Annotated in this window: 18 protein-coding genes; 9 read left to right on the top strand and 9 right to left on the bottom strand. The window is 60.5% G+C overall.

The features are described 5' to 3' along the window. Positions 1–8: 8 nt before the first annotated feature. The gene (locus tag PverR02_RS14335) at positions 9–3,188 is read left to right on the top strand and encodes an efflux RND transporter permease subunit (protein ID WP_079443683.1); all 3,180 of its coding nucleotides are present in this window, start codon (positions 9–11) and stop codon (positions 3,186–3,188) included. Continuing rightward, on the top strand, positions 3,185–4,600 hold the full coding sequence (locus tag PverR02_RS14330; protein WP_046383236.1) for an efflux transporter outer membrane subunit: 1,416 nt from the start codon (positions 3,185–3,187) through the stop codon (positions 4,598–4,600). The genes PverR02_RS14335 and PverR02_RS14330 overlap by 4 nt, the downstream gene beginning before the upstream one ends. An 86-nt stretch (positions 4,601–4,686) precedes the next feature. On the opposite strand, the gene PverR02_RS14325 is transcribed toward PverR02_RS14330, so the two are convergent. The 4 genes from PverR02_RS14325 to PverR02_RS14310 all read right to left on the bottom strand — a co-directional run bounded on the left by PverR02_RS14325 (position 4,687) and on the right by PverR02_RS14310 (position 7,737). Beyond that, positions 4,687–5,076: a hypothetical protein gene (locus PverR02_RS14325; RefSeq protein ID WP_079443682.1), complete on the bottom strand. Its 390-nt coding sequence runs from the start codon at positions 5,074–5,076 to the stop codon at positions 4,687–4,689. Beyond that, the gene (locus tag PverR02_RS14320) at positions 5,066–6,013 is read right to left on the bottom strand and encodes a hypothetical protein (protein ID WP_079445014.1); all 948 of its coding nucleotides are present in this window, start codon (positions 6,011–6,013) and stop codon (positions 5,066–5,068) included. Before PverR02_RS14320 ends, PverR02_RS14325 begins: the two co-directional genes overlap by 11 nt. Positions 6,014–6,422: 409 nt before the next feature. After that, a complete protein-coding gene (locus tag PverR02_RS14315) occupies positions 6,423–6,800 on the bottom strand; it encodes a hypothetical protein (protein WP_079443681.1) in 378 nt (125 codons plus the stop codon). Then, positions 6,790–7,737, bottom strand: a complete 948-nt coding sequence (locus tag PverR02_RS14310) for a hypothetical protein (RefSeq protein WP_079443680.1) — start codon at positions 7,735–7,737, stop codon at positions 6,790–6,792. Before PverR02_RS14310 ends, PverR02_RS14315 begins: the two co-directional genes overlap by 11 nt. A gap of 429 nt (positions 7,738–8,166) precedes the next feature. Here PverR02_RS14310 and PverR02_RS32595 point away from each other — a divergent pair, with 429 nt between their 5' ends. Further along, positions 8,167–8,415, top strand: a complete 249-nt coding sequence (locus PverR02_RS32595; RefSeq protein WP_227778860.1) for a hypothetical protein — start codon at positions 8,167–8,169, stop codon at positions 8,413–8,415. A gap of 308 nt (positions 8,416–8,723) precedes the next feature. Here PverR02_RS32595 and PverR02_RS14300 read toward each other — a convergent pair whose 3' ends face one another. Next, on the bottom strand, positions 8,724–9,746 hold the full coding sequence (locus PverR02_RS14300) for an AraC family transcriptional regulator (protein WP_079443679.1): 1,023 nt from the start codon (positions 9,744–9,746) through the stop codon (positions 8,724–8,726). A gap of 167 nt (positions 9,747–9,913) precedes the next feature. Here PverR02_RS14300 and efeU point away from each other — a divergent pair, with 167 nt between their 5' ends. Genes efeU through efeO (PverR02_RS14280) form a run of 4 tightly spaced genes read left to right on the top strand, consistent with a single transcriptional unit; the run spans position 9,914 to position 14,125 of the window. After that, on the top strand, positions 9,914–10,759 hold the full coding sequence (gene efeU / locus PverR02_RS14295; RefSeq protein ID WP_079443678.1) for an iron uptake transporter permease EfeU: 846 nt from the start codon (positions 9,914–9,916) through the stop codon (positions 10,757–10,759). A gap of 10 nt (positions 10,760–10,769) precedes the next feature. Next, positions 10,770–11,972: an iron uptake system protein EfeO gene (gene efeO / locus PverR02_RS14290; protein WP_079443677.1), complete on the top strand. Its 1,203-nt coding sequence runs from the start codon at positions 10,770–10,772 to the stop codon at positions 11,970–11,972. A gap of 14 nt (positions 11,973–11,986) precedes the next feature. Next, entirely contained in the window at positions 11,987–13,291 is a 1,305-nt protein-coding gene (efeB, locus tag PverR02_RS14285) for an iron uptake transporter deferrochelatase/peroxidase subunit (protein ID WP_026140066.1), read from the top strand. A gap of 15 nt (positions 13,292–13,306) precedes the next feature. Continuing rightward, complete coding sequence (gene efeO / locus PverR02_RS14280) at positions 13,307–14,125, top strand: iron uptake system protein EfeO (protein WP_017847273.1); 819 nt, start codon at positions 13,307–13,309, stop codon at positions 14,123–14,125. Positions 14,126–14,130: 5 nt separating this feature from the next. On the opposite strand, the gene PverR02_RS14275 is transcribed toward efeO (PverR02_RS14280), so the two are convergent. Continuing rightward, entirely contained in the window at positions 14,131–17,544 is a 3,414-nt protein-coding gene (locus PverR02_RS14275; protein WP_079443676.1) for a hypothetical protein, read from the bottom strand. Between the two features lie 147 nt (positions 17,545–17,691). Beyond that, positions 17,692–19,035 (bottom strand): CDP-diacylglycerol--serine O-phosphatidyltransferase, encoded by a 1,344-nt coding sequence (gene pssA / locus PverR02_RS14270; RefSeq protein ID WP_046383232.1) that lies wholly within the window; start codon positions 19,033–19,035, stop codon positions 17,692–17,694. A gap of 124 nt (positions 19,036–19,159) precedes the next feature. On the opposite strand from pssA, the gene PverR02_RS14265 reads away from it, so the two are divergent. Together PverR02_RS14265 and PverR02_RS14260 are read left to right on the top strand one after the other, a co-directional pair. After that, positions 19,160–19,711: a TetR/AcrR family transcriptional regulator gene (locus PverR02_RS14265; RefSeq protein ID WP_017847270.1), complete on the top strand. Its 552-nt coding sequence runs from the start codon at positions 19,160–19,162 to the stop codon at positions 19,709–19,711. Positions 19,712–19,765: 54 nt separating this feature from the next. Next, on the top strand, positions 19,766–20,245 hold the full coding sequence (locus tag PverR02_RS14260; RefSeq protein WP_046383231.1) for a nuclear transport factor 2 family protein: 480 nt from the start codon (positions 19,766–19,768) through the stop codon (positions 20,243–20,245). 36 nt (positions 20,246–20,281) lie between these two features. Here the strand turns inward: PverR02_RS14260 and PverR02_RS14255 are convergent, their stop codons facing one another. Next, entirely contained in the window at positions 20,282–21,439 is a 1,158-nt protein-coding gene (locus tag PverR02_RS14255) for a PQQ-dependent sugar dehydrogenase (RefSeq protein ID WP_079443675.1), read from the bottom strand. Positions 21,440–21,461: 22 nt separating this feature from the next. Further along, positions 21,462–21,779: a hypothetical protein gene (locus tag PverR02_RS14250; protein ID WP_057005536.1), complete on the bottom strand. Its 318-nt coding sequence runs from the start codon at positions 21,777–21,779 to the stop codon at positions 21,462–21,464. Positions 21,780–21,848: the final 69 nt, after the last annotated feature.

Raw genomic sequence — 21,848 nt, 5'->3', positions numbered from 1 at the left:
GACTCAAGATGAATTTTTCCAAGTTCTTCATTTCGCGGCCGATCTTCGCAGCGGTGCTCTCGCTGTTGATCCTGATCGCTGGCGCGATCTCGCTGTTCCAACTGCCGATCAGCGAATACCCGGAAGTGGTGCCGCCGACCGTGGTGGTGCGTGCCAACTTCCCTGGCGCCAACCCCAAAGTCATCGGCGAAACCGTCGCCGCGCCGCTGGAACAGGCGATCACCGGCGTCGAGAACATGCTGTACATGTCCTCGCAGTCGACCGCCGACGGCAAACTGACCCTGACCATCACCTTCGCCCTGGGCACCGACCTGGACAACGCGCAGGTGCAGGTGCAAAACCGTGTGACGCGCACGCAACCCAAGCTGCCCGAGGAAGTGACGCGCATCGGTATCACCGTGGACAAGGCCTCCCCCGACCTGACCATGGTGGTGCATTTGACCTCCCCGGATCAGCGTTACGACATGCTTTACCTGTCCAACTACGCCTTGCTCAACATCAAGGACGAGTTGGCGCGCCTGGGCGGCGTGGGTGATGTGCAGCTGTTCGGCATGGGCGACTATTCCCTGCGCGTCTGGCTGGACCCGAACAAGACCGCTTCGCGCAACCTGACCGCCACCGATGTGGTGACCGCGATTCGCGAGCAGAACCGTCAAGTGGCCGCCGGTGCGCTGGGTGCGCCGCCTGCACCGAATGCCACCAGCTTCCAGTTGTCGGTGAACACCCAGGGCCGCCTGGTCACGGAAGAAGAGTTCGAGAACATCATCATTCGCGCCGGCGATAACGGTGAAATCACGCGCCTCAAAGACATCGCGCGGGTCGAGCTGGGTTCGAGCCAATACGCCCTGCGTTCGTTGCTCAACAACCAGCCGGCCGTGGCGATCCCGATCTTCCAGCGCCCAGGCTCGAACGCGATCCAGATCTCCAACGAAGTGCGCGACAAAATGGCGGAGCTGAAGAAGAGCTTCCCCGAAGGCATGGACTTCAGCATCGTCTACGACCCGACCATCTTCGTGCGCGGCTCCATCGAGGCGGTGGTGCATACCCTGTTCGAAGCGCTGATCCTCGTGGTGCTGGTGGTGATCCTGTTCCTGCAGACCTGGCGCGCCTCGATCATTCCGTTGGTGGCGGTGCCGGTCTCGCTGATCGGTACGTTTGCGGTGATGCACCTGTTCGGCTTCTCGCTCAACGCACTGTCCTTGTTCGGCCTGGTACTCGCCATCGGCATCGTGGTGGATGACGCCATCGTGGTGGTGGAGAACGTCGAGCGCAACATCGAGCTGGGGCTGGAACCGTTCCAGGCGACTGAAAAGGCCATGAGCGAAGTGACCGGGCCGATCATCGCCACGGCACTGGTGCTGTGCGCCGTGTTCATTCCCGCAGCCTTCATCAGCGGCTTGACCGGGCAGTTCTACAAGCAGTTCGCCTTGACCATTGCGATTTCGACGGTGATCTCGGCCTTCAACTCGCTGACCTTGTCCCCTGCCCTGGCTGCCGTGTTGCTGCGCAGCCATGACGCGCCGAAGGATCGCTTCTCCAAGGTGCTCGACAAGCTGTTGGGGGGCTGGTTGTTCCGGCCGTTCAACCGCTTCTTCGAAAAAGCCAGCCATGGTTACGTCGGCACCGTGCGCCGGGTGATCCGCGGCAGCGGCATCGCGCTGTTCCTGTACGCCGGCCTGATGGTGCTGACGTGGTTCGGGTTTGCCCACACCCCGACCGGTTTCGTACCGGCCCAGGACAAGCAATACCTGGTGGCCTTCGCCCAATTGCCGGACGCCGCGAGCCTGGATCGCACCGAAGACGTGATCAAGCGCATGTCCGACATCGCCCTGAAACAGCCGGGCGTGGAAAGCGCCGTGGCCTTCCCGGGCCTGTCGATCAACGGGTTCACCAACAGCCCGAACAGCGGCATCGTGTTCGTGACCCTCAAACCGTTCGACGAGCGTAAAGACCCGAGCATGTCCGCCGGTGCGATTGCCGGTGCGCTGAACGGCAAGTACAGCGACATCCAGGAAGCCTACATGGCGATCTTCCCACCGCCGCCGGTACAGGGCCTGGGCACCATCGGCGGGTTCCGCCTGCAGATCGAAGACCGTGGCAACCTGGGTTACGAAGAGCTGTACAAAGAAGTGCAGAACGTCATCACCAAGAGCCGCACCACGCCGGAGCTGTTCGGCCTGTTCACCAGCTACACGGTCAACGTGCCCCAGGTCGATGCCGCCATCGACCGCGAAAAGGCCAAGACCCACGGCGTGGCGATCAGCGACATCTTCGACACCCTGCAGATCTACCTGGGTTCGTTGTATGCCAACGACTTCAACCGCTTCGGCCGCACCTACCAGGTCAACGTGCAGGCTGAACAGCAGTTCCGCCTGGATGAAGACCAGATCGGCCAGCTGAAAGTGCGTAACAACAAAGGCGAGATGATCCCGCTGGCGACCTTCATCAAGGTCAGCGACACCTCCGGCCCGGACCGCGTAATGCACTACAACGGCTTCATCACCGCGGAAATCAACGGCAACGCTGCACCGGGCTACAGCTCCGGCCAGGCCCAGGCCGCGATTGAAAAACTGCTGAAGGATGAACTGCCCAACGGCATGACCTACGAGTGGACCGACCTGACGTATCAGCAAATCCTCTCGGGCAACACCGCGCTGTTCGTGTTCCCGCTCTGTGTGCTGCTGGCGTTCCTGGTACTGGCCGCCCAATACGAAAGCTGGAGCCTGCCGCTGGCGGTGATCCTGATCGTACCGATGACGCTGCTGTCGGCCATCACCGGGGTGATCATCTCGGGCGGCGACAACAACATCTTCACCCAGATCGGCCTGATCGTGCTGGTGGGCCTGGCCTGTAAGAACGCGATTCTGATCGTCGAGTTCGCCAAGGATAAACAGCAGGAAGGCCTCGACCCGCTCGCCGCGGTGCTGGAAGCCTGCCGTCTGCGGCTGCGGCCGATCCTGATGACCTCGTTCGCCTTCATCATGGGTGTGGTGCCCCTGGTGCTGTCCAGCGGTGCCGGTGCCGAGATGCGGCATGCCATGGGCGTGGCGGTGTTCTCCGGGATGATCGGGGTGACCTTCTTCGGGCTGTTGCTGACACCAGTGTTCTACGTACTGATCCGTCGCTATGTGGAGCGCCAGGACGCGCGCAAAGTGGCTAAGGCCTTGAAGCTGGAGACACAGCAATGAGTGTGAAAGTCTTTCTGCCGAGCTTGCTGGTCCTGGCGCTGAGCGCCTGTGCCGTGGGCCCGGACTACACAACCCAGACCCCGGAGGCGGCCAATATCACGGCTGCCGCCGATGCCAAAAAATACGACCACGGGAAATTCGAAGGCATCTGGTGGCAGCAGTTCGACGACCCGACTCTGAACCAGTTGGTGACCCAGTCGCTGAGCGGTAACCGCGACCTGCGTGTGGCGTTTGCCCGCCTGCGGGCCGCACGGGCGATCCGCGATGACGCCAGCAACGACGCGATGCCGACCATCACCAGCCGCGCCAGCAGTGACCTGGCCAAGGGGCAAATCCCTGGCCAGACCACCAAGCGCGTCAACAGCGAGCGTTATGACCTGGGCCTGGACATGGCCTGGGAGCTGGACCTGTTCGGCCGCATCCAGCGCAACCTGGAAGCCACCGACGCCGACCAGCAAGCGGCCGAAGCCGACTTGTACCAGCTGCAAGTCACGCTGATTGCCGAACTGGTGGACGCCTACGGTCAACTGCGCGGCGCGCAACTGCGTGAACGCATCGCCCTGGACAACCTGAAGAACCAACAGGAGTCGCGCACCATCACCGTCAGCCTGCGCGATGCCGGCGTGGGCGACCAACTCGACGTGGAACGTGCCGACGCGCGCCTCGCGGCGGTGGAAGCCAGCGTGCCGCAACTGCAGGCCGAACAAGTGCGCGAGCGCAACCGCATCGCCACCCTCCTCGGCCAGCGCCCCGACAAGCTGAGCGTGGACCTGAGCCCGAAAGACTTGCCGGCGATTGCCAAGGCGCTGCCGATCGGCGATCCAGGGCTACTGCTGCAACGGCGCCCGGACATTCTGAGTGCCGAACGCAAACTGGCATCCGCCACCGCGCGCATCGGCGTGGCCAAGGCCGACCTGTTCCCACGGGTCAGCCTCAGCGGCTTCCTCGGCTTCACCGCCGGGCGCGGTTCGCAGATCGGTTCATCCGCGGCGAATGCCTGGGCCCTCGGCCCGAGCATCACCTGGGCCGCGTTTGACCTGGGCAGCGTGCGTGCGCGCCTGCGCGGCGCCGATGCCGAGGCCGATGGCGCCCTGGCCAACTACGAGCAGCAAGTGTTGCTGGCGTTGGAAGAATCCGAGAACGCCTTCAGCGACTACGGCAAGCGTCAGCAACGCCTGGTCTCGCTGATCCGCCAAAGCGAATCCAGCCGCGCCGCCGCCGACCTCGCCGCGATCCGCTACCGCGAAGGCACCGTGGACTTCCTCGTGCTGCTCGACGCACAACGCGAACGCCTGGCCGCCGAAGACTCCCAGGCCCAGGCCGAGGTTGATCTGTATCGCGGGATTGTTGCGATCTACAAGGCGCTGGGTGGCGGTTGGCAGCCGGATACGGTGGTCGCTACGGCCAAGTGATGTAAAGAGCTCCTTTGGTTGGTCGCATCCAGCCAATTTTTAGCCCCGTGGTCCGTTTGGTCATGGGGCTTTTTTTTGTGTCGCAGTTACTGATGTAGCCACTTATACAAGATGTCAGCGGTGGCGCTCATTAGAAAAAGCACTCCAACAAGCAGGGTTCCCTGAAGCAATCGCTTGAGGTTACGAGGAAAGGCTTGTACCTGCTGCCAATCCACTGCACCTCGTTTTACGTTCCACTTTGGTAGAACAACCGCTGCGGTGACGGCAGATAGTCGAATCATTCTTCCTCGAATCGAATTACCCCAAACACGTTGATTGGGTGTGATAAGACTGCATTTGTTTAGAAGATATTCCATTTCGTCGAGTCTTCGATAAGCCAGGTATATCAAAACCACAAAGGCGATGAAGACCAAAAAAAACAGAGTCAAATCAAACCAGAGCTTCAGCGGATGATAAATAAAACAATCAATACTCATATAGTTTCTCTCCTAAATGCTCGCCCAGATCCCCTCCACGACTGCCCATGACAGCGCCTACGGTCCCGCCGCCGATCAACAAACAACTTAATGATAGCGGTCCTGTAGTGGGCCCCAACACAACGAAACATAACGTGGCCGCCGCATAGCCCCCCACTAAACCACCAGCAACCCCGCCTACTAACCTACTCGTTTCCACATACTTAGCCTTCGTACACTGCTCCTCCCTCCCCGTGGAACAGGCTTCCTTGATCTCCAGCCCAGTGGACGCAGCGCTCAAAGCAATCCCCAACGGCGTCCCAGCCTTGAGCACTTTCGCCACCCTGGAAATCCGCGCAATCCTCTCGGCATACCGGCTGATCTCTCCAGTATGCAAATAACTCTTGGTGGAAATACCGAGCATTTTCTTGATCGAGCCTTCATTACGCAAACCCGTGCCGTAACGGGCAAACCCGCGCAGTTGTGCTTCCAGTTTTTTGAACAGGGTTTGGCGACGCGCCAAAAACTCCTCCCGCGCTGCGCCACCGCCTCGGCGCAACGCCTGTTTATGCAGGGCATCGATTTCTTCCAGGGTTTTGACGATCGCCTTCAAGTGGTGATTCCACGCATCTCCCGCCGTGCCGATACCGAGCGACGTGTAGCCGAGCAGTTTCTGCAACAAATCGTAGTTTTGCAGGGCAAAGGCGTCGCCCCCTTCGGCCATCACGCTATGGCGGATACGCCAGGCGGATTGCATCAGCAGATGCTCTTCCGGCTTGCACAACGCCGTGGAGTCATCACCGATGATGACCAACTGCCCCGGCAGCACCACAACGTTCCGGATATGGGTATTGAGCATGTCGAACTTAGCTTCGGCGTGCTGGCTCAAGCGCAATCTTGCCTTGAGTTCAACTGAGGTTTGTTGCCAATCATTGATAAACGCGTAGGGCTGAGACATTAAAAACCTCTCAGCCGCAGTGGGCGAAGGGAACCGGTTGATGTGAGCCTGTTGCTTGCAATGCATGCATTCCTGATTGAATGAAGATGGCGTCGTAATCTAATTAACGGCTCAAGCGTTGTCGCGGATTTACCAGATAAATTCGCGCATCGTCGATCAACTTTGGAAATGGACTTCCCCTCGCCTACCAATAGCTGCCAGACACTTCCTAATAGCTATTCCAATGGAATAATTTCGTTAAACAATATGACTGCGGCAACGTAACTGACGCGAAATACCAGCAGCACCAGATGATGTAAAGAGTTTCTTTGGTTGGTCGCAACCAGCCAGTTTTTGCCCCGCACTCCATTCAGTCACGATGCTTTTTTTGGCTCCTCAACTGAAAAAAATAGTCCTACTGAACATTGTTTCATTTATGCAGCCAAAAAACGATGCCGTACATAAAGACAACGACGATGACGAAATAGATACCACGGAACAAGTTTTTCAGACAGCGAGGAAATTCCTGGACTTGCTGCCAGTCAATGACACCACGTTTTAAGTTCCGCTTTGGCAGCAATACTGCTACTGCGACCGCGCCGAATCGCATCATTCTCCCTCGCGGTGAGTTGCCCCAAAACTGGGCGTGAAACACAACGAAACTGCATTTATTCAGAAGGCGCTCCATGTATTCCAAACGCCGATAGGCCAGAAAAACATAGATCAGCAAGGCAACGCCGAGTGAAATACACAACGCTATTTCAAACCAGAAAATGATATGAGAACTTAGGAAATCGTTAATATTCATAGAGCTTTTCACCCACTAATTCCCCACCCCTACTGCCAAGCGCGCCTCCTGCGACGCCGCCCGCCGCGCCACCGATTAATAGACAAGCCAGCGAACCTGGACCCGTTGTTGGTACCAGTACGGCAAGACACAAACTCGATCCAATCAACCCTCCGGCAGCGCCTAATGAAACGCCTCCTGCCAGCTTCCCCACCTCCACATACTTAGCCTTCGTACACTGCTCCTCCCTCCCCGTGGAACAGGCTTCCTTGATCTCCAGCCCAGTGGACGCAGCGCTCAAAGCAATCCCCAACGGCGTCCCAGCCTTGAGCACTTTCGCCACCCTGGAAATCCGCGAAATCCTCTCGGCATATCGACTGATCTCCCCGGTATGCAGATAACTCTTGGTGGAAATACCGAGCATTTTCTTGATCGAGCCTTCATTACGCAAACCCGTGCCGTAACGGGCAAACCCGCGCAATTGTGCTTCCAGTTTTTTGAACAGCGTTTGGCGACGCGCCAAAAACTCATCCCGCTCTGCGCCACCGCCTCGGCGCAACGCCTGTTTATGCAGGGCATCGATTTCTTCCAGGGTTTTGACGATCGCCTTCAAGTGGCGATTCCAAGCATCCCCCGCCGTGCCGATACCGAGCGACGTGTAGCCGAGCAGTTTCTGCAACAAATCGTAGTTTTGCAGGGCAAAGGCGTCGCCCCCTTCGGCCATCACGTTATGGCGGATACGCCAGGCGGATTGCATCAGCAGATGCTCTTCCGGCTTGCACAACGCCGTGGAGTCATCACCGATGATGACCAACTGCCCCGGCAGCACCACAACGTTTCGAATATGGGTATTGAGCCTGTCGAACTTGGCTTCGGCGTGCTGGCTCAAGCGCAATCTTGCCTTGAGTTCAACTGAGGTTTGTTGCCAATCATTAATGAACGCATAGGGCTGAGACATTAAAAACCTCTCAGCAGCAGTGGGCGAAGGGAGCCGGTTGATGTGGGCGTATTGCTTGCCATACGTGCATTCCTGATTGAATGAAGATGGCGTCGTAATCTAATTAACGGCTCAAGCGTTGTCGCGGATTTAGCCGGTGGATTTGCACGCGGTAGATCAATTTGGGAAATGGACTACCCCTCTCAAGCTAATCGCTGTCAGACACTTCCTCGCATCTATTCCAACAGACTGTTTTCGTTAAATAACATGACCACAGTAATGCAACGGGCACGAAAGCCATCAGCGCCTTCTGATGTAAAAATCTCCTTGGATTGGTCGCCTCCAGCCAATTCTTTGCCCCACGGCCCATTCGGTCACGGCACTTTTTAAAGTAGGTACAAGAGTGGCCCGATATAAAAGTGTACGTTTCGACTAATGGAGGATTTCACTATGGCCGTTTTATTGACTGCGAAACAAATGAGGTACACCAAAGCGTCTAACCCGTTCCAGATAAAGAACCCGGAACAGGTTGTCAATACATTCACGATAACGGAAGAATCAAAAGCTTCGGACACGTTGAAGCTTCGAAAACAAGAGTCGATTGATGATCTGAAAGCATTTTTGAAAGACTACGACATGACATCGATCACCACCAACGAACTAAAAAAGTCGGCAGACGGTTTTATGAAAACGACGTAATTGATGGCGAGGCGTTTCATATGTTCATATCTGGCCTGGGTGCTTTTGATACCAACGGCCAGCAAGCTGAAACTGACGTAAAATACAAGGCAATCGCCTTATTTAACGAAAGCTGGACGATTACCTTTCATTTTTTGAAAGCCATCCCAACGTGAAGTGGTCACAAGGCATCCCCGAATATGTTCAAGGCATGTTCGCTGCCAATCATGCAATCAATGCACTGGCATTTTTTGTTAATTCTTCCCGCAGTGATCTCTCGATAGAGGAGCGTGCCTGAGTTTGGCTCTTTATCCCGTACACTCACTCCATCACAGGCGATTTGTCTCGTTCAAAATCAAACTACGATAATGCCCCGGATTCGACCCGACCCATTTACGAAACGCCTTGTAGAACGAACTGGCATCGGCAAATCCCAATCGCGTGGCAATTTCGGCAAAGCTGATCTGCGGTTCGGCCAGCCAGACAATCGCCAACTCTTTGCGCACGCTGTCCTTGAGCCCCTGATACGTTTGCCCCTCTTCCGCCAAGCGGCGGCGCAGGGTCGAGGCGGAGATGCACAGGTTGGCAGCCAGGCCGTCGGTTTCCGGCCAGGTGTCGGGCGGCATCTGGCGCAGGTCGTGCTTGATGCGCGTGGCCAGGCTGTCGGGGTCGCGGTATTTGACCAGGATATTGGCCGGTGCGTGGCCAAGGAAACGCTTGAGTTCTTCGGCGCTGCGCTTGATCGGTAGGTCGAGGCAATCGGCGGAGAAGATCATGCGCGTGCGCGGCCGGTCGAAACGCAGGTTGTCGGAGAACATCACCCGGTAATCGTCACAAAAATCCGGTTGTGGGCAGCGCAGTTCGATGGCCAGGATCGGTATACGCCGCCCCGCGAGCCAACAGGCGACGCCGTGGACGATCATCCAATAAGTGAAATAGCTGAACGCCCGGCGTGGCTCGGGCTCGGTTTCGAGCAGCACGATTTCCGCCAGGCTTTGCTGGCGCACCAATTGGGCAGGCAGATGCTCGAGCATCAATGACAGGAACGCCAAGCCGGTTTCCAGCCCGGCCGCCACCGTCGGTTGTGCCATGGCCACGCGGCACAGAAACGCCAGGCTGCCGGACTTGAGCGGGCGCGGGTCCATGCCAAAAAACTCATCGTCCAGGCGCCGCGCCAGCAGGCGCCACAACCGAGCGTAGGTCGTGGCCGAGACACGTGCACCAGGCTGCAACAGCAGCTCGGGAGCAATGCCCGCCTTGCTCAAGGCCTCAACGCTCGCTGCCTCCGACGCGCAGCTCTGCAACAGGGCTTCGCGCACAAGATGGATGGAGATGGTGTCTTTTTCCGACATGGGTGTGGGGCAATCCAACGGCACAAAAGGTGGGGTGCATCATAAGGGCGCTTGAGCTTTGCCACCACCGTTCAGCCGCCGTTCAGTAAAGGTCAATGTTTCTTGTTTGGCAATGAGTATCATTATGTTACAACTTAGCTTCCTATCCAGTTTCCCTGCGGTGTCGAATGCTTGTTCCCTTTCTCATCATGTTGCGCGAAGGCATTGAAGCCGCATTGATCGTTGGCATCATCGCCAGTTACTTGCAACAGACCGGCCGTGGCCAGTGGATGCCCGCCGTGTGGGTCGGTGTCTTCCTCGCCGCGGCCCTGGCCTTGCTGGTCGGTGGCGGCCTGGAACTGATGAGTGCCGAATTTCCGCAAAAGCAGCAGGAATTGTTCGAAGGCGTGGTCGGCCTGGTCGCCGTGGGCATTCTCAGTTCCATGGTGTTCTGGATGCGCAAGGTCGCACGCTCGATCAAACATTCGCTGCACCAATCCCTCGACCATGCCCTGGCCGGCTCGCGCCACCAAGTCACCGCGCTGATCCTGATGGTGTTTTTCGCCGTGGCCCGTGAAGGCCTGGAAACCGTGTTCTTCCTGTTGGCGGTGTTCCAGCAGAGTGAAGGCCCCGGCGCACCGCTGGGTGCCCTGCTCGGCCTGGTGCTGGCGATCATCGTCGGGTTCCTGATCTACAGCGGCAGCATGCGCCTGAACCTCGGCGCGTTTTTCCGCTGGACCGGCCTGTTCATCCTGGTGGTGGCCGCCGGCATCCTCGCCAACTCCGTGCAGGCCCTGCATGAAGCCGGCATGTGGAACCACCTGCAAAGCGTGCTGTTCGATGTCAGCGCGACGTTGCCGATGGATGGCCCGGTGGGCTCGGTACTCGCCGGGATGTTCGGCTATCAGGATGCGCCGACCGTCAGCACGCTGGGGGCCTACCTGATCTACCTGGTGGTGGCCCTGGCGATGTTCTTCCTGCCCGCGGCACCCGCCAAGCCGGTCGCCGCGCCCTCTTCCGTTTCTCACCCGTAAGGACCGTCCCTTGTCCAACCCAACTCCTCAACCGGCCTCGCCGCCACGCGCCCTGCGCTGGGCGGTAGCCGGCTCGGCGATCGTGATGATCGCCGCCGGCGGCCTGTTCTACTATGCCTCGCAGCTGGCAGCGACCAAGCGCCAGACCCACCAAGATGAAACCGTCGTGACCATTCACGGCCACGCCTGCGAACCCAACGCACTGACCGTTGCGGCCGGGCGCGCGAGTTTTCGCATCATCAACCGCTCCGACCGCGCGGTGGAATGGGAGATCCTCGACGGCGTGCTGGTGGTCGAAGAACGCGAAAACATCGCGCCGGGCCTGAGCCAGGTGATCAATGCCAATCTGTTGCCCGGCGACTATGCAATTACCTGCGGCCTGTTAAGCAACCCGCGCGGCACCTTGCACGTAACGCCGACGGCGGCATCCGACGCCCAAGCCAAGGCCAAGCCGTCGATGGTGGCGTTTATCGGGCCGTTGTCGGAATTCCGGGTGTACCTGAGCAGCCAGGCCAGCGCTCTGATCAAGGCCACGACCGCCTTGCAACAAGCGATCGACGCCGGTGACCTGGCCCAGGCTCAGGCGCTGTATGTGCCGGCCCGCGAGGCTTATCAGCGTCTCGCCGCGGCGTCGCAACGCCTGGCGCAACTGGACAACGCGATCAACGCCCGCGCCGATTATTTCGAAAAACGCGAGCAGGACCCAGCCTTCAGCGGCTTCCACCGCCTCGAATACGGCCTGTTCCAGCAACGCAGCCTCGATGGCCTGGCCCCGCTGGCGCAGCGCCTGGTGAGCGACGTCGGCACCCTCAAACAACAGTTGCTGGCGCAGTCGCTGCCACCGGAACAACTGGTGAGCATCGTGGTGCGCAACCTCAATAGCCTGGCCGACGTGCGCGCCGTCAGTGGCGAAGAAGAGCGCTACAGCCATATCGACCTGAACGGTTTCGCCGCCAACCTGGATGCCGCGCGCAAGGTGGTGGACCTGATGCGTCCGCTGCTGAGCAAGTCCGCCGCCGACCTGTTGCCGAACATCGACACGGCCCTCGCCGCGTTCGAGACGGCGCTCGATGGTTTGAAAGTCGACGGCCAGTTCAGCCGCTACGACCGTGTTACCGCCGATCAGCGCAAGCAGATCGCCGACAAGGCCAAGGTACTGGCCGCCGCACTCGATGGAATCGACCCCGCCCTTGGCCTCTCCGGCCTACAGTGAAGACGACCGCATACATGAGTGATTTACCACCGTTAGACCTTCAACGCCGTCGCGTCCTGCTGGGCATGGCCGCCACCGGTGCCGCGCTTGCCGGCAGCACCTTGAGCTGCCCGGCCATGGCTGCTGCCGCCGAGCAAGTGACCACCGCTCCGCGCAGCGACAAGACCCAGGACCATCACGATTTTTTCGGCAAGCACCAAAGCGGCATCGTCACCCCGCGCCCGGCCTGCGGCATGCTGGTGGCCTTCGATGTCCTGGCTGGTGATCGCGACGACTTGGAGCGGCTGTTCCGCACCCTCAACGAGCGCATCAGCTTCCTGATGACCGGCGGCAGCGTGCCGCAGGTCGACCCGAAACTGCCGCCCACCGATTCGGGCATCCTCGGCCCGGTGGTTACGCCGGATAACCTGACCATCACCGTATCGGTCGGCGAATCGCTGTTCGATGAGCGTTTCGGCCTCAGCGCAGCCAAACCCAAGCGCCTGATCCGCATGGTCGGTTTCCCCAACGATGCGTTGGAAGCGGCGCAGTGCCACGGCGACCTGAGCCTGCAATTTTGCTCCAACACCCCGGACACCAATATCCACGCCCTGCGCGACATCGTGAAGAACCTGCCCGACCTGCTGCTGGTGCGCTGGAAGCAGGAAGGCAGCGTGCCGCCGCAGGCGCCCGCCCGCCCCGGCGAGCCTGCGCAGAGTGCGCGCAACTTCCTGGGCTTTCGTGACGGTTCGGCCAACCCGAATTCCAACGATGCCAAGACCATGGACCAAGTGGTCTGGGTGCAGCCCGGCAGTGACGAACCGGCCTGGGCGGCCAATGGCAGCTACCAGGCGGTGCGGATCATTCGCAATTTTGTCGAGCGTTGGGACCGCACGCCGCTGCAGGAACAGGAAAGCATCATCGGCCGCATCAAGCCCACCGGCGCGCCCATGGGTGGCCAGCACGAAGCCCAAGTGCCCGATTACAGCAAAGACCCGCAAGGCAAGCTGACCAAGCTCGATGCCCATATCCGCCTGGCCAACCCGCGCACGCCGCAGACCCAGGCCAACCTGATCCTGCGCCGGCCATTCAACTACTCCAACGGCGTCAACAAAAACGGTCAGCTGGACATGGGGCTGCTGTTCATCTGCTACCAGGCCGACCTGGAAAAAGGTTTTATCAGCGTACAAACCCGGCTCAACGGCGAGCCCCTGGAGGAGTACCTCAAGCCAGTCGGCGGCGGGTATTTCTTCACCTTGCCGGGGGCAACGGGACCGAAGGATTTCATCGGGCGCACGCTACTTGCTGCAACGCACGTTCAACCCCCTGCCAACACTTAAAGCGGAAACCGTCCCATGAACAAGTCGACTCTCGCGCTCTCGCTGTTAATCACCCTCTCACCTCTGGCGGCCTTCGCCGCCACGGCGCCGCTGGACCTGGTAGGCCCGGTGTCGGACTACAAGATCTACGTCACCGAACAAATCGCTGAGCTGGCGACCCAGACCCAGGCGTTCACCGACGCGGTGAAAAAAGGCGACCTGGCCACCGCCAAGCAGCTTTATGCGCCGACCCGCGTGCATTATGAGGCCATCGAACCGATCGCCGAGCTGTTCAGCGACCTCGACGCGGCCATCGACTCGCGGGTCGACGACCACGAAAAAGGCGTGAAAGCCGACGACTTCACCGGCTTTCACCGTATCGAGTACAGCCTGTTCGCCGAAAACACCACCCACGGCCTCGACGCCTTGGCCGACGGCCTGAACAACAACGTCAAGGACCTGCAGACGCGCGTGGCCGGCCTGACCTTCCCGCCGGAGAAAGTCGTGGGCGGCGCCGCAGCCCTGCTCGAAGAAGTCGCCGCCACCAAGATCTCCGGCGAGGAAGACCGCTACAGCCACACCGACCTGTATGACTTCCAGGGCAACATCGACGGCGCGAAGAAAATCGTCGACCTGTTCCGCGGCCAGATCGAGAAACAGGACACGGCCTTCCTGGCCAAGGTCGACAAGAACTTCGCCAGCGTGGACACGATCCTGGCCAAGTACAAGACGGCGGACGGCGGTTTCCAGACCTACGACAAGGTCAAGGAAAACGACCGCAAAGCCTTGGTCGGCCCGGTCAATACCCTGGCTGAAGACCTGTCGACCCTGCGCGGCAAACTGGGTTTGAACTGAGCCCTCTAGGTCTCGCTCAACGGTCGGTACCCTTCCAACGGCGTACCGACCGGCAAGCCGCTTTCAGGATTGGCCGCATACCAATGCGCGCCCATCTGCACCGCTCGAATGGGCACGCCTTGATGGTGCCCATTGTGCGTTGCCACCGCGCGATCTATTGCCGCGTGTACGCCGAAGAATGTGCGCAACTTTTCCTGCGCCGCGAGCATGTTCGCGAACGCCGACACGTTGGGCGCGCTGTTCAACGCGCGAGGCAAGGCGAGCACGCCTTTGGCACTGTTGACCAACAGATCGGCAGCGCCATCTACCGGATTCAAAAACGCGCTGACCACGCTCACGCCCTTTTCCAGCACGCGGAATGCCTTGGCGCCAAAAGGCGCGACGACCTTGGTGGATTTGACCAACGAGCGCACCGCCGTTCCCGCGCCACCTAGAAACGCACCGGCCGTATCGATCAACAAGCCCCGCGTACCCTCGATGATATTGCCCTTGGCCAGGTCCACGATGGCCCCGACAAACGGAATCATGCTCAGCAAAATACTGTCGTTGCGTTGCGACACTTCTCGTTGTTGCTCAAGGGGTAATTGGCCCTGGGCATACTTGAGCACACTGTCGCGGTGATGAATGAAATTGCCCTGCAGGATCCGGTCGACAATCGCTTGGCTGCGGGGCGATGCAAAGCTGTTGGGCACCGCCGCGCTCACGCGGCCATTCGCAGCCGCGGGAGCGGCCGGCAAGGTATCACCGAGCTTATCGATAATGATGCCGGCGGACGAAACGTCCGATCGCGGCAAGGCATCGGAGGTGTAGGCGGTGAAGTCGAACGGCTCCACTGCGCCGTTCTGCAACAGGACCGTCGAGGGCGCCCAACGTCCGTAGGTGCGCTGCGTCTCTTCGAGGGTGCCGCCCAGCACCAGTTGCTCGGGTAAGTCCGTGCGCTTAACGATCATCATCTTGGCCGGGAACACTTCAAAGTAGCTGATCTGCCCGTTGTAGTCACAGCGGATCAGCGTGCCTTTGCGCCCTCGTCGCGCTTCGACTTGCGCGGATGTCTGGTCCAGCGTGGGCACCCCGTCGATCTGTTCGCGCAGGGTAAACAGCTCGACGGCGCCATACTCCAGGGCCTGGCGATCAGCCAGGGGCAAGTTGGCGATCATGCGCTTGGTGGTAATGCCCAAGCCTTGCTTGAGGCTCGCCAGGTAGCCGTCGACTTCGCTCACCACTTGCCCCAGCAGGCTGGGCAAACGCTTGATCCTGGCATTCAGGGCACGCACGTTTTTGACGATGGCGGCTTGTTCGGTGCGACTTGGGCGTGCGTTTGAAAAGGGCGTTCTTGCAGCGCCAGTGGCGCCGGGAGTGTCAGCCTCCAGCAGCATCCAGCGATCCCTGACCAGGTCGCCGGTCATATAGGTCTCGATCAGCGAACGGATCTTGGGTTCCGAGACCTTCATGTTGCGGCGCTCGTCCGGGTCCGCAACGTAGACCTGCAACGCTTGCAACTGGGGCCCGCTGAGTTCCGGGAACACCTTCTGCAGGTTCGCGACCGCCTGGTCCCGGCGTGTCGGCAGCGGCGTCTTGAACGCCATCAGGGCCTGCAGGAGTTGCTCGCGCTGGGCCTGAAAGGCTTCACTGGCCTGCTGGTAGTGCTGCGGTGTATAGCGACCGTCGGCGGTCTTGGCGTAAACCCCTTGCATCAAGCCCCAGTCCAGCAACACGTCGACGCCGTGGTTATCCAGCACTGCCGCCTCGTCCACAGTGCGTGCATCCAGTCGGGCAAGCGCCATGATTTCCGGGTAACTCATCGCCCGCGAGCTGCCCGCGCCGCCTTGACGTTCGGCAAAGGTCACGCCCAGGCGCAAATCCGCCCATTCCGCAGACCCCATGCGCAGCGTGGAAGGAACCTCCCGAATCAGAAACTCAGGGGCGGCAGCGGCCAGAAACAGGTGGGCCAACAGGGGCGCGACCTTGGGGTCCAGTGAGGTTTTTTTCCACAGGTGCGTTTCGATATCCGTGCGTACCGAGGCCAGCGTCCGCCCATTGTTGGCAGGTTGGTAGATGTCATAGCCGGCAATGGTCCCGGGGCGCCCCGGTGCGTCGGGATCGATTTGCAGCATGATGGCCGCCAGCACCCACTGCTTGGCTTCGAGCGTCGAGAGTTGATCGCTGCCGGACGCGCCCTGGAACTGGCGATTACGCGCCACGGCCCTGCCCCAGTTCAACGCCACGGGGCTGCTCAGGACCTGCTCGAGGAAGCGATCAGCGTCGGCGCGCAAGGTGCCTGCGCTGTTGAGAGCAAGCACCCCGCGGATATCCAGGACACGCAGCAGGTTCACCGCAGGCTTGTTGCCAGGAGTATCGTCATCGCTCAACTCCGCCACGAAGCGTTTGTCGGCGTCGGACAAGACGCCAGGGGCCCACTGACGCGCGATCAACTGCGTATAGTCCCCCAGCGCCGGCGCTGGCGGCAGCGCAGCGTCGAGCCAGCGCAGGATATTGCGCACCTCCCGCGCCGTCTTCGGCACCGACAACCCATGGGACGCCAGCACCTCGCTGACCGCTGCCTGCTCGGCGCCGTCAATCGCCAGCGACGAGGTGCGGCTGATCGGCGTTTGCACGCCGGCCAGCAGCACCTCGTCTTCATCGGAGAGGTGCCGCACGCGCTCACTCAAGGTGCCCGCCAGATGCACGCGCTCGTCCATCACGTCGATGACTTTTCTAGCCCTCAGGTTGCGCTGCTCCAGGCGCCCCTTGACCTCCGGCGACAAGGCAGACCAGTCCGCCGTCGAGAGTGCCTGGCGCACAGTCTGCAGTTCGTCGGCGGTGTGCGGCGGGGGAATACCATACCCCTGCAACACCGCGTTGCGAGACAAGCCTTCGCTCTCGGGATGCACATACGCAAGCCCGTTGCCGGCCACATCCAGGGCGGCAGCGGCGGCGCGCAGCCTGGCGCTGACCTGCCACCATCCCGAGGTGTCGTTCAAGGTGAAGGTCTTTTGTGTCGCTACCCCACTGTCGACGACCCAACCACTGACCGAGTCGGGTTTGACCACGACGGTATCCAGGGCCATCCCTTTGCTGGCGACCCAGGCCCGCATCTCGGCGGTATTGAAGGCACTGCGCAGCGCCTCGAAGCCTGGACGAATCGTGGCGCCATGGGGAATCTGGACGCTCGAGTCTGCTAACTGACGCAGGGCCGAGGTGCTCAACGCCGTGTGTAACTGATGATCGGCCTCCGCCGACGTGGCCGGCGCTGGCCGCAAGGTCCATGGCGGCGCCGCGCTGGCCGGTAGATCGGATGGCGCCGCGCGCCGGTTGCGCACAACGGTTTCGGGGATGATGCTGCCAATCGGCGCCGGCGCGGCGCTCAGCGCCAGCGGAATTGGCGAACGGGCATGAAGGATTGGGGAGACGGGCGACATTTCTAGTTCCTCTCTACCAGTGAATGGCAAGAGTTCTTGTCCTTAAGAACTGTCGAGAGAAAACATACCCGCCTGGGCCAGCGCTGCGTGTAGGCGAACTCTCAAGGCTTTGAGGGCAGCAAGAGAGTTCGTTGCGCGATGCCCGCGTTACAGAATGCGATACAGCAACCGCTCGATCCGCACGCGGCTGACGCGGCGCAGGAACTTGCCGACTGCCTGCGGGTAATCCACCAGGGTCTGCAACTGCTGATAACCTTCGATGCGCGTGGTGTGCTGGAAAATCTGCGCCAGCTCGGTGCGCCGGGGTTCCAGCCACTCGCTCTTGGGGTCATCGATCAGCAAGGCGTTTTCCAGGTCAAGGCGGAACGCGCGTGGGTTGAGGTTGTTGCCGGTCAGCAACGTATAACGCTGGTCGACCCACATGCCTTTGAGGTGGTAGGTGTTGTCGCCGTCGCGCCACAGGTGCAGGTTCAACTGGCCGCTGTCGATCATCGGCTGATGGCGCTTGGCAAAGCGGCGCAGGCTGATTTCGTAGAGGTACGGCAAGGCCGCGATCACCTTGAACGGCTCGCTGGGCGAAATGTAGAAGTCGTTGGCGGTCTTGTCGCCGACGATGATGTCGATCTTCACCCCGCGCGCCAGGGCGCGGTTGATTTCCCGGGTCACCGGCAGCGGCAGGTTGAAGTATGGCGTGCAAATGGTCAGTTGATGCTGGGCGCTGGCGATCAGTTCGAGGATCACCCGGCTCAGGGGGTTGTTCTTACCGACGCCGAGCAAGGGGCTGACAGACAGGTGGCCGTTGGGCAACTGGCCGCTGGTGGTGTCGTAGGCCGCGTGCTTGAGGCGGCTGCGCAGGTCGCCGATATCGTTGCGCAAGCTGCGGGTCGTCGGCGGGTTGGGCAAGTCGAGGCGATGCACGGCCTTGGATGCCATCAGCCCGTGCTCCACCAGGTGTTGCATCGAATCCGCCAGCGGTGCGCTGTGGATCAGGTGGTAACGGTCGAAACGGTACTTGTCGAATTTGTGCAAATACACGTTGTTCAGGCTGGCGCCGCTGTACAGCACGCTGTCGTCGATCACAAAGCCCTTGAGGTGCAACACGCCGAACAGTTCGCGGGTCTGCACCGGCACGCCGTAGACCGGCACCTCGGTGGCATGGCTTTGGGTCATGGCCTGGTACCAGGCGCTGTTGCCCGGCTGTTTACCGGCGCCGATCAGCCCGCGCTGGGCGCGCAGCCAATCGACCAGCACCACGATGTCCAGCTCCGGGCGTGCGGCTTTGGCGGCGTGCAAGGCGTCGTAGATCTCCTGCCCCGCCTCGTCCTGCTGCAAGTACAGCGCGACGATATAGATGCGTTGGGTAGCCTGGGAAATTTTCTCCAGCAGGCAACGACGAAACGCAGCGGCGCCGGACAGCACCTCAATCGCCTCGATGGAGAGTGGGAAAGCGCGCAGTTTGGGCAACAGGGAACGTTTGAAGAACGACGGCATAAGGCTCGCAATGGGTCGAATCCGAAGAGGCCCAGAGCTTACACCATGGGGGTGCTCAGGTCTCGTTGCCAGTCAGTGAAAAACCTTGTTGCGAAAGAAGAACGATCGTTCTACTGTATGACACATGAACGATATTACCCGCGACATTATCCTCGACGTCACCGAGAAGCTGATCTATCGCCACGGCATCGCCGCCACTGGCATGGACTTCCTGGTGAAAACCGCCGGTGTCTCCCGAAAGAGCATCTACCGCTATTTCGCCAATAAGGACGAACTGGTGATCGCGGCCCTGCAACGTCGCGACGCGCGCTGGATGCACTGGCTGCGGGCCGAGGTGGAACGCCGTGAAGACAGCGGCGAGCGCCTGCTCGCCGTGTTCGACGCGCTCAAGGCCTGGTTCGGTTCGGCGGACTTTCGCGGCTGCGCATTCATCAACACCAGCGGCGAAACCGGCGACCCGCAAGCCCCGGTACGCCTGCTGGCGAAGGCGCATAAACACAAACTCTTCGAGTACCTGCTCGAACTGTGTCAAGCCCATGGCACGCCCGAGCCGCAACGGCAGGCCGCGCAACTGCTGATCCTGATCGATGGCGCCATTACCGTGGCCCTGGTGACGGGCGATGCCACCGCGGCGGATACGGCGCAATCCATGGCACGAACGTTATTGGGGCTTTAACCCCACAGGCATCGCAACTTTCGATCAACCCTTATTGTTTTAAGGAGCCGCCCAATGTCATCCCCTGCAGAAACCCGCCCACCCCTGCCGCCGTTTACCCGCGAGTCGGCCATCGAAAAAGTCCGCCTGGCCGAAGACGGCTGGAACTCCCGCGACCCGCATCGGGTGTCCCTGGCCTACACCCTGGACACCAAGTGGCGTAACCGCGCTGAATTCGCCTACAACCGCGAACAAGCCAAAGACTTCCTCAGCCGCAAATGGGCCAAGGAGTTGGATTACCGGTTGATCAAGGAGTTGTGGGCGTTCAGCGATAACCGTATCGCGGTGCGCTATGCCTATGAGTGGCACGACGACTCGGGTAACTGGTTCCGTTCCTACGGCAACGAAAACTGGGAATTTGACCAGCACGGCCTGATGGCCAACCGTTTTGCCTGCATCAACGACATGCCGATCAAGGACAGCGAGCGCAAGTTCCATTGGCCGTTGGGACGGCGTCCGGACGATCATCCGGGGCTGTCGGAGTTGGGACTCTAGCCTGTAGCCGCAAGCGTGAAGCTTGCGGCTTATTGCTCAATCCTGGTTCAGACCCACTCGGTACAACACCCCATCATCCTCATCGGTCAATACATACAAAAAGCCATCCGGCCCTTGCCGCACGTCGCGAATCCGCGCATTCAAGCCGCCGAGCAAGCGCTCTTCATGGATCGCCTTGTCGCCGTCGAACTGCAGGCGAATCAGCTCCTGGCTGGCCAGTGCGCCAATGAACAGATTGTGCTGCCATGCCTGGAAGCGGTCGGCATCGTAGAATGCCATGCCACTGATCGCTGGGGATTTCTCCCACACATGGTGCGGCGCCACAGTACCGTCCACCACCTTGCCCTTGGCCTCGGGGATCGGTGTCAGCGAATAGTTGATGCCATGAGTCGCCATGGGCCAGCCGTAGTTCTTGCCGCGTTCGATGATGTTGATTTCATCTCCGCCACGCGGCCCGTGCTCGTTTTCCCAGAGCGTGCCGTTCCACGGGTTCAACGCCAGGCCCTGCGGATTGCGCTGGCCGTAGGACCAGATTTCGGGGCGCACGCCCGGCTGCCCGACAAAGGGGTTGTCATCCGGCACGCGGCCGTCCGGGTAGATCCGCACCACCTTGCCTTGCAGCTTGTCCAGGTCCTGGGCGGTGGGCCGGTCGTTGTTTTCACCCAGGGTGACGAACAGGTAGCCGTCGCGGTCAAAGGCCAGGCGCGAGCCGAAATGATTGCCGGTGGAGAGCTTGGGCTCCTGGCGCAGGATCACCTTGAAGTCGCGCAAACCGCTCAGGTCATCCGCCAACCGCCCGCGACCGACCGCAGTGCCGGCTGTGCCGCCCTTGCCGCCGCCTTCGGCATATGACAAGTACACCAGGCGGTCCTGCTTGAAGTCCGGCGACAGCACCACATCGAGCAAACCACCCTGGCCCTTGGCCCAGACCTCAGGCACGCCGGTCAGCGGCGCCGACAATTTGCCATCCAGGCTGACGACCCGCAGGTGGCCGGGACGTTCGGTGACGAGGTAGCCCTGTTTGTCCGGTAAAAACGCCACGGCCCACGGATGATCCAGGCCTTTGGCGATCGGCGTGGCGCTGATGCTGCCTTGTTCGCTGGGAAACTGCTGGGCTTCGGCGGCATACAGCGTTGTCAGCGGCAATAAGGCGCTTGCGCAACATGCGGCAAGCAGGGTTTTGCGTAGAGACATAAGACGGGGTCCTTACCGGCGCTCAAGGCCGGCGATTGCCGTTGGCGTCAACCGTGGGGGCTTTGATTTCCGTCGCCGGGCGGCTGGGCGCAGCCTGGCGTTGCGGATAGCGATTGCCGATGCCGCCGTTTTCCAGGGTCGGCGTGCGCGTGGTCGGCCCGGTCTGGATGCCCCGAATCGCCGGTGCATTGGGCTGGGTGCCCTGCATACTGTTGGGATTGGCCCGGTGGATCGGGCTATTGTTGGCGTCATTGCTGCCGGGCAGGTTTTGCGCCTGGGCACTGGCGCAAAGTGCCAGGCCTAGCGCCAACGCTGCAAGATGTCGCACACAGGTGATCATGACAAAGCCTCTTGGGACGAGGAGTACGTGCTTTCGATACCACGCTACGCTTTGGGTTCGCCTTTGGTA

The organism is Pseudomonas veronii (assembly GCF_002028325.1).
Lineage (GTDB): Bacteria > Pseudomonadota > Gammaproteobacteria > Pseudomonadales > Pseudomonadaceae > Aquipseudomonas > Aquipseudomonas veronii.
The sequence above is the reverse complement of the archived record's forward strand: the minus strand, read 5'-3'. Positions and strand labels throughout refer to the sequence as shown.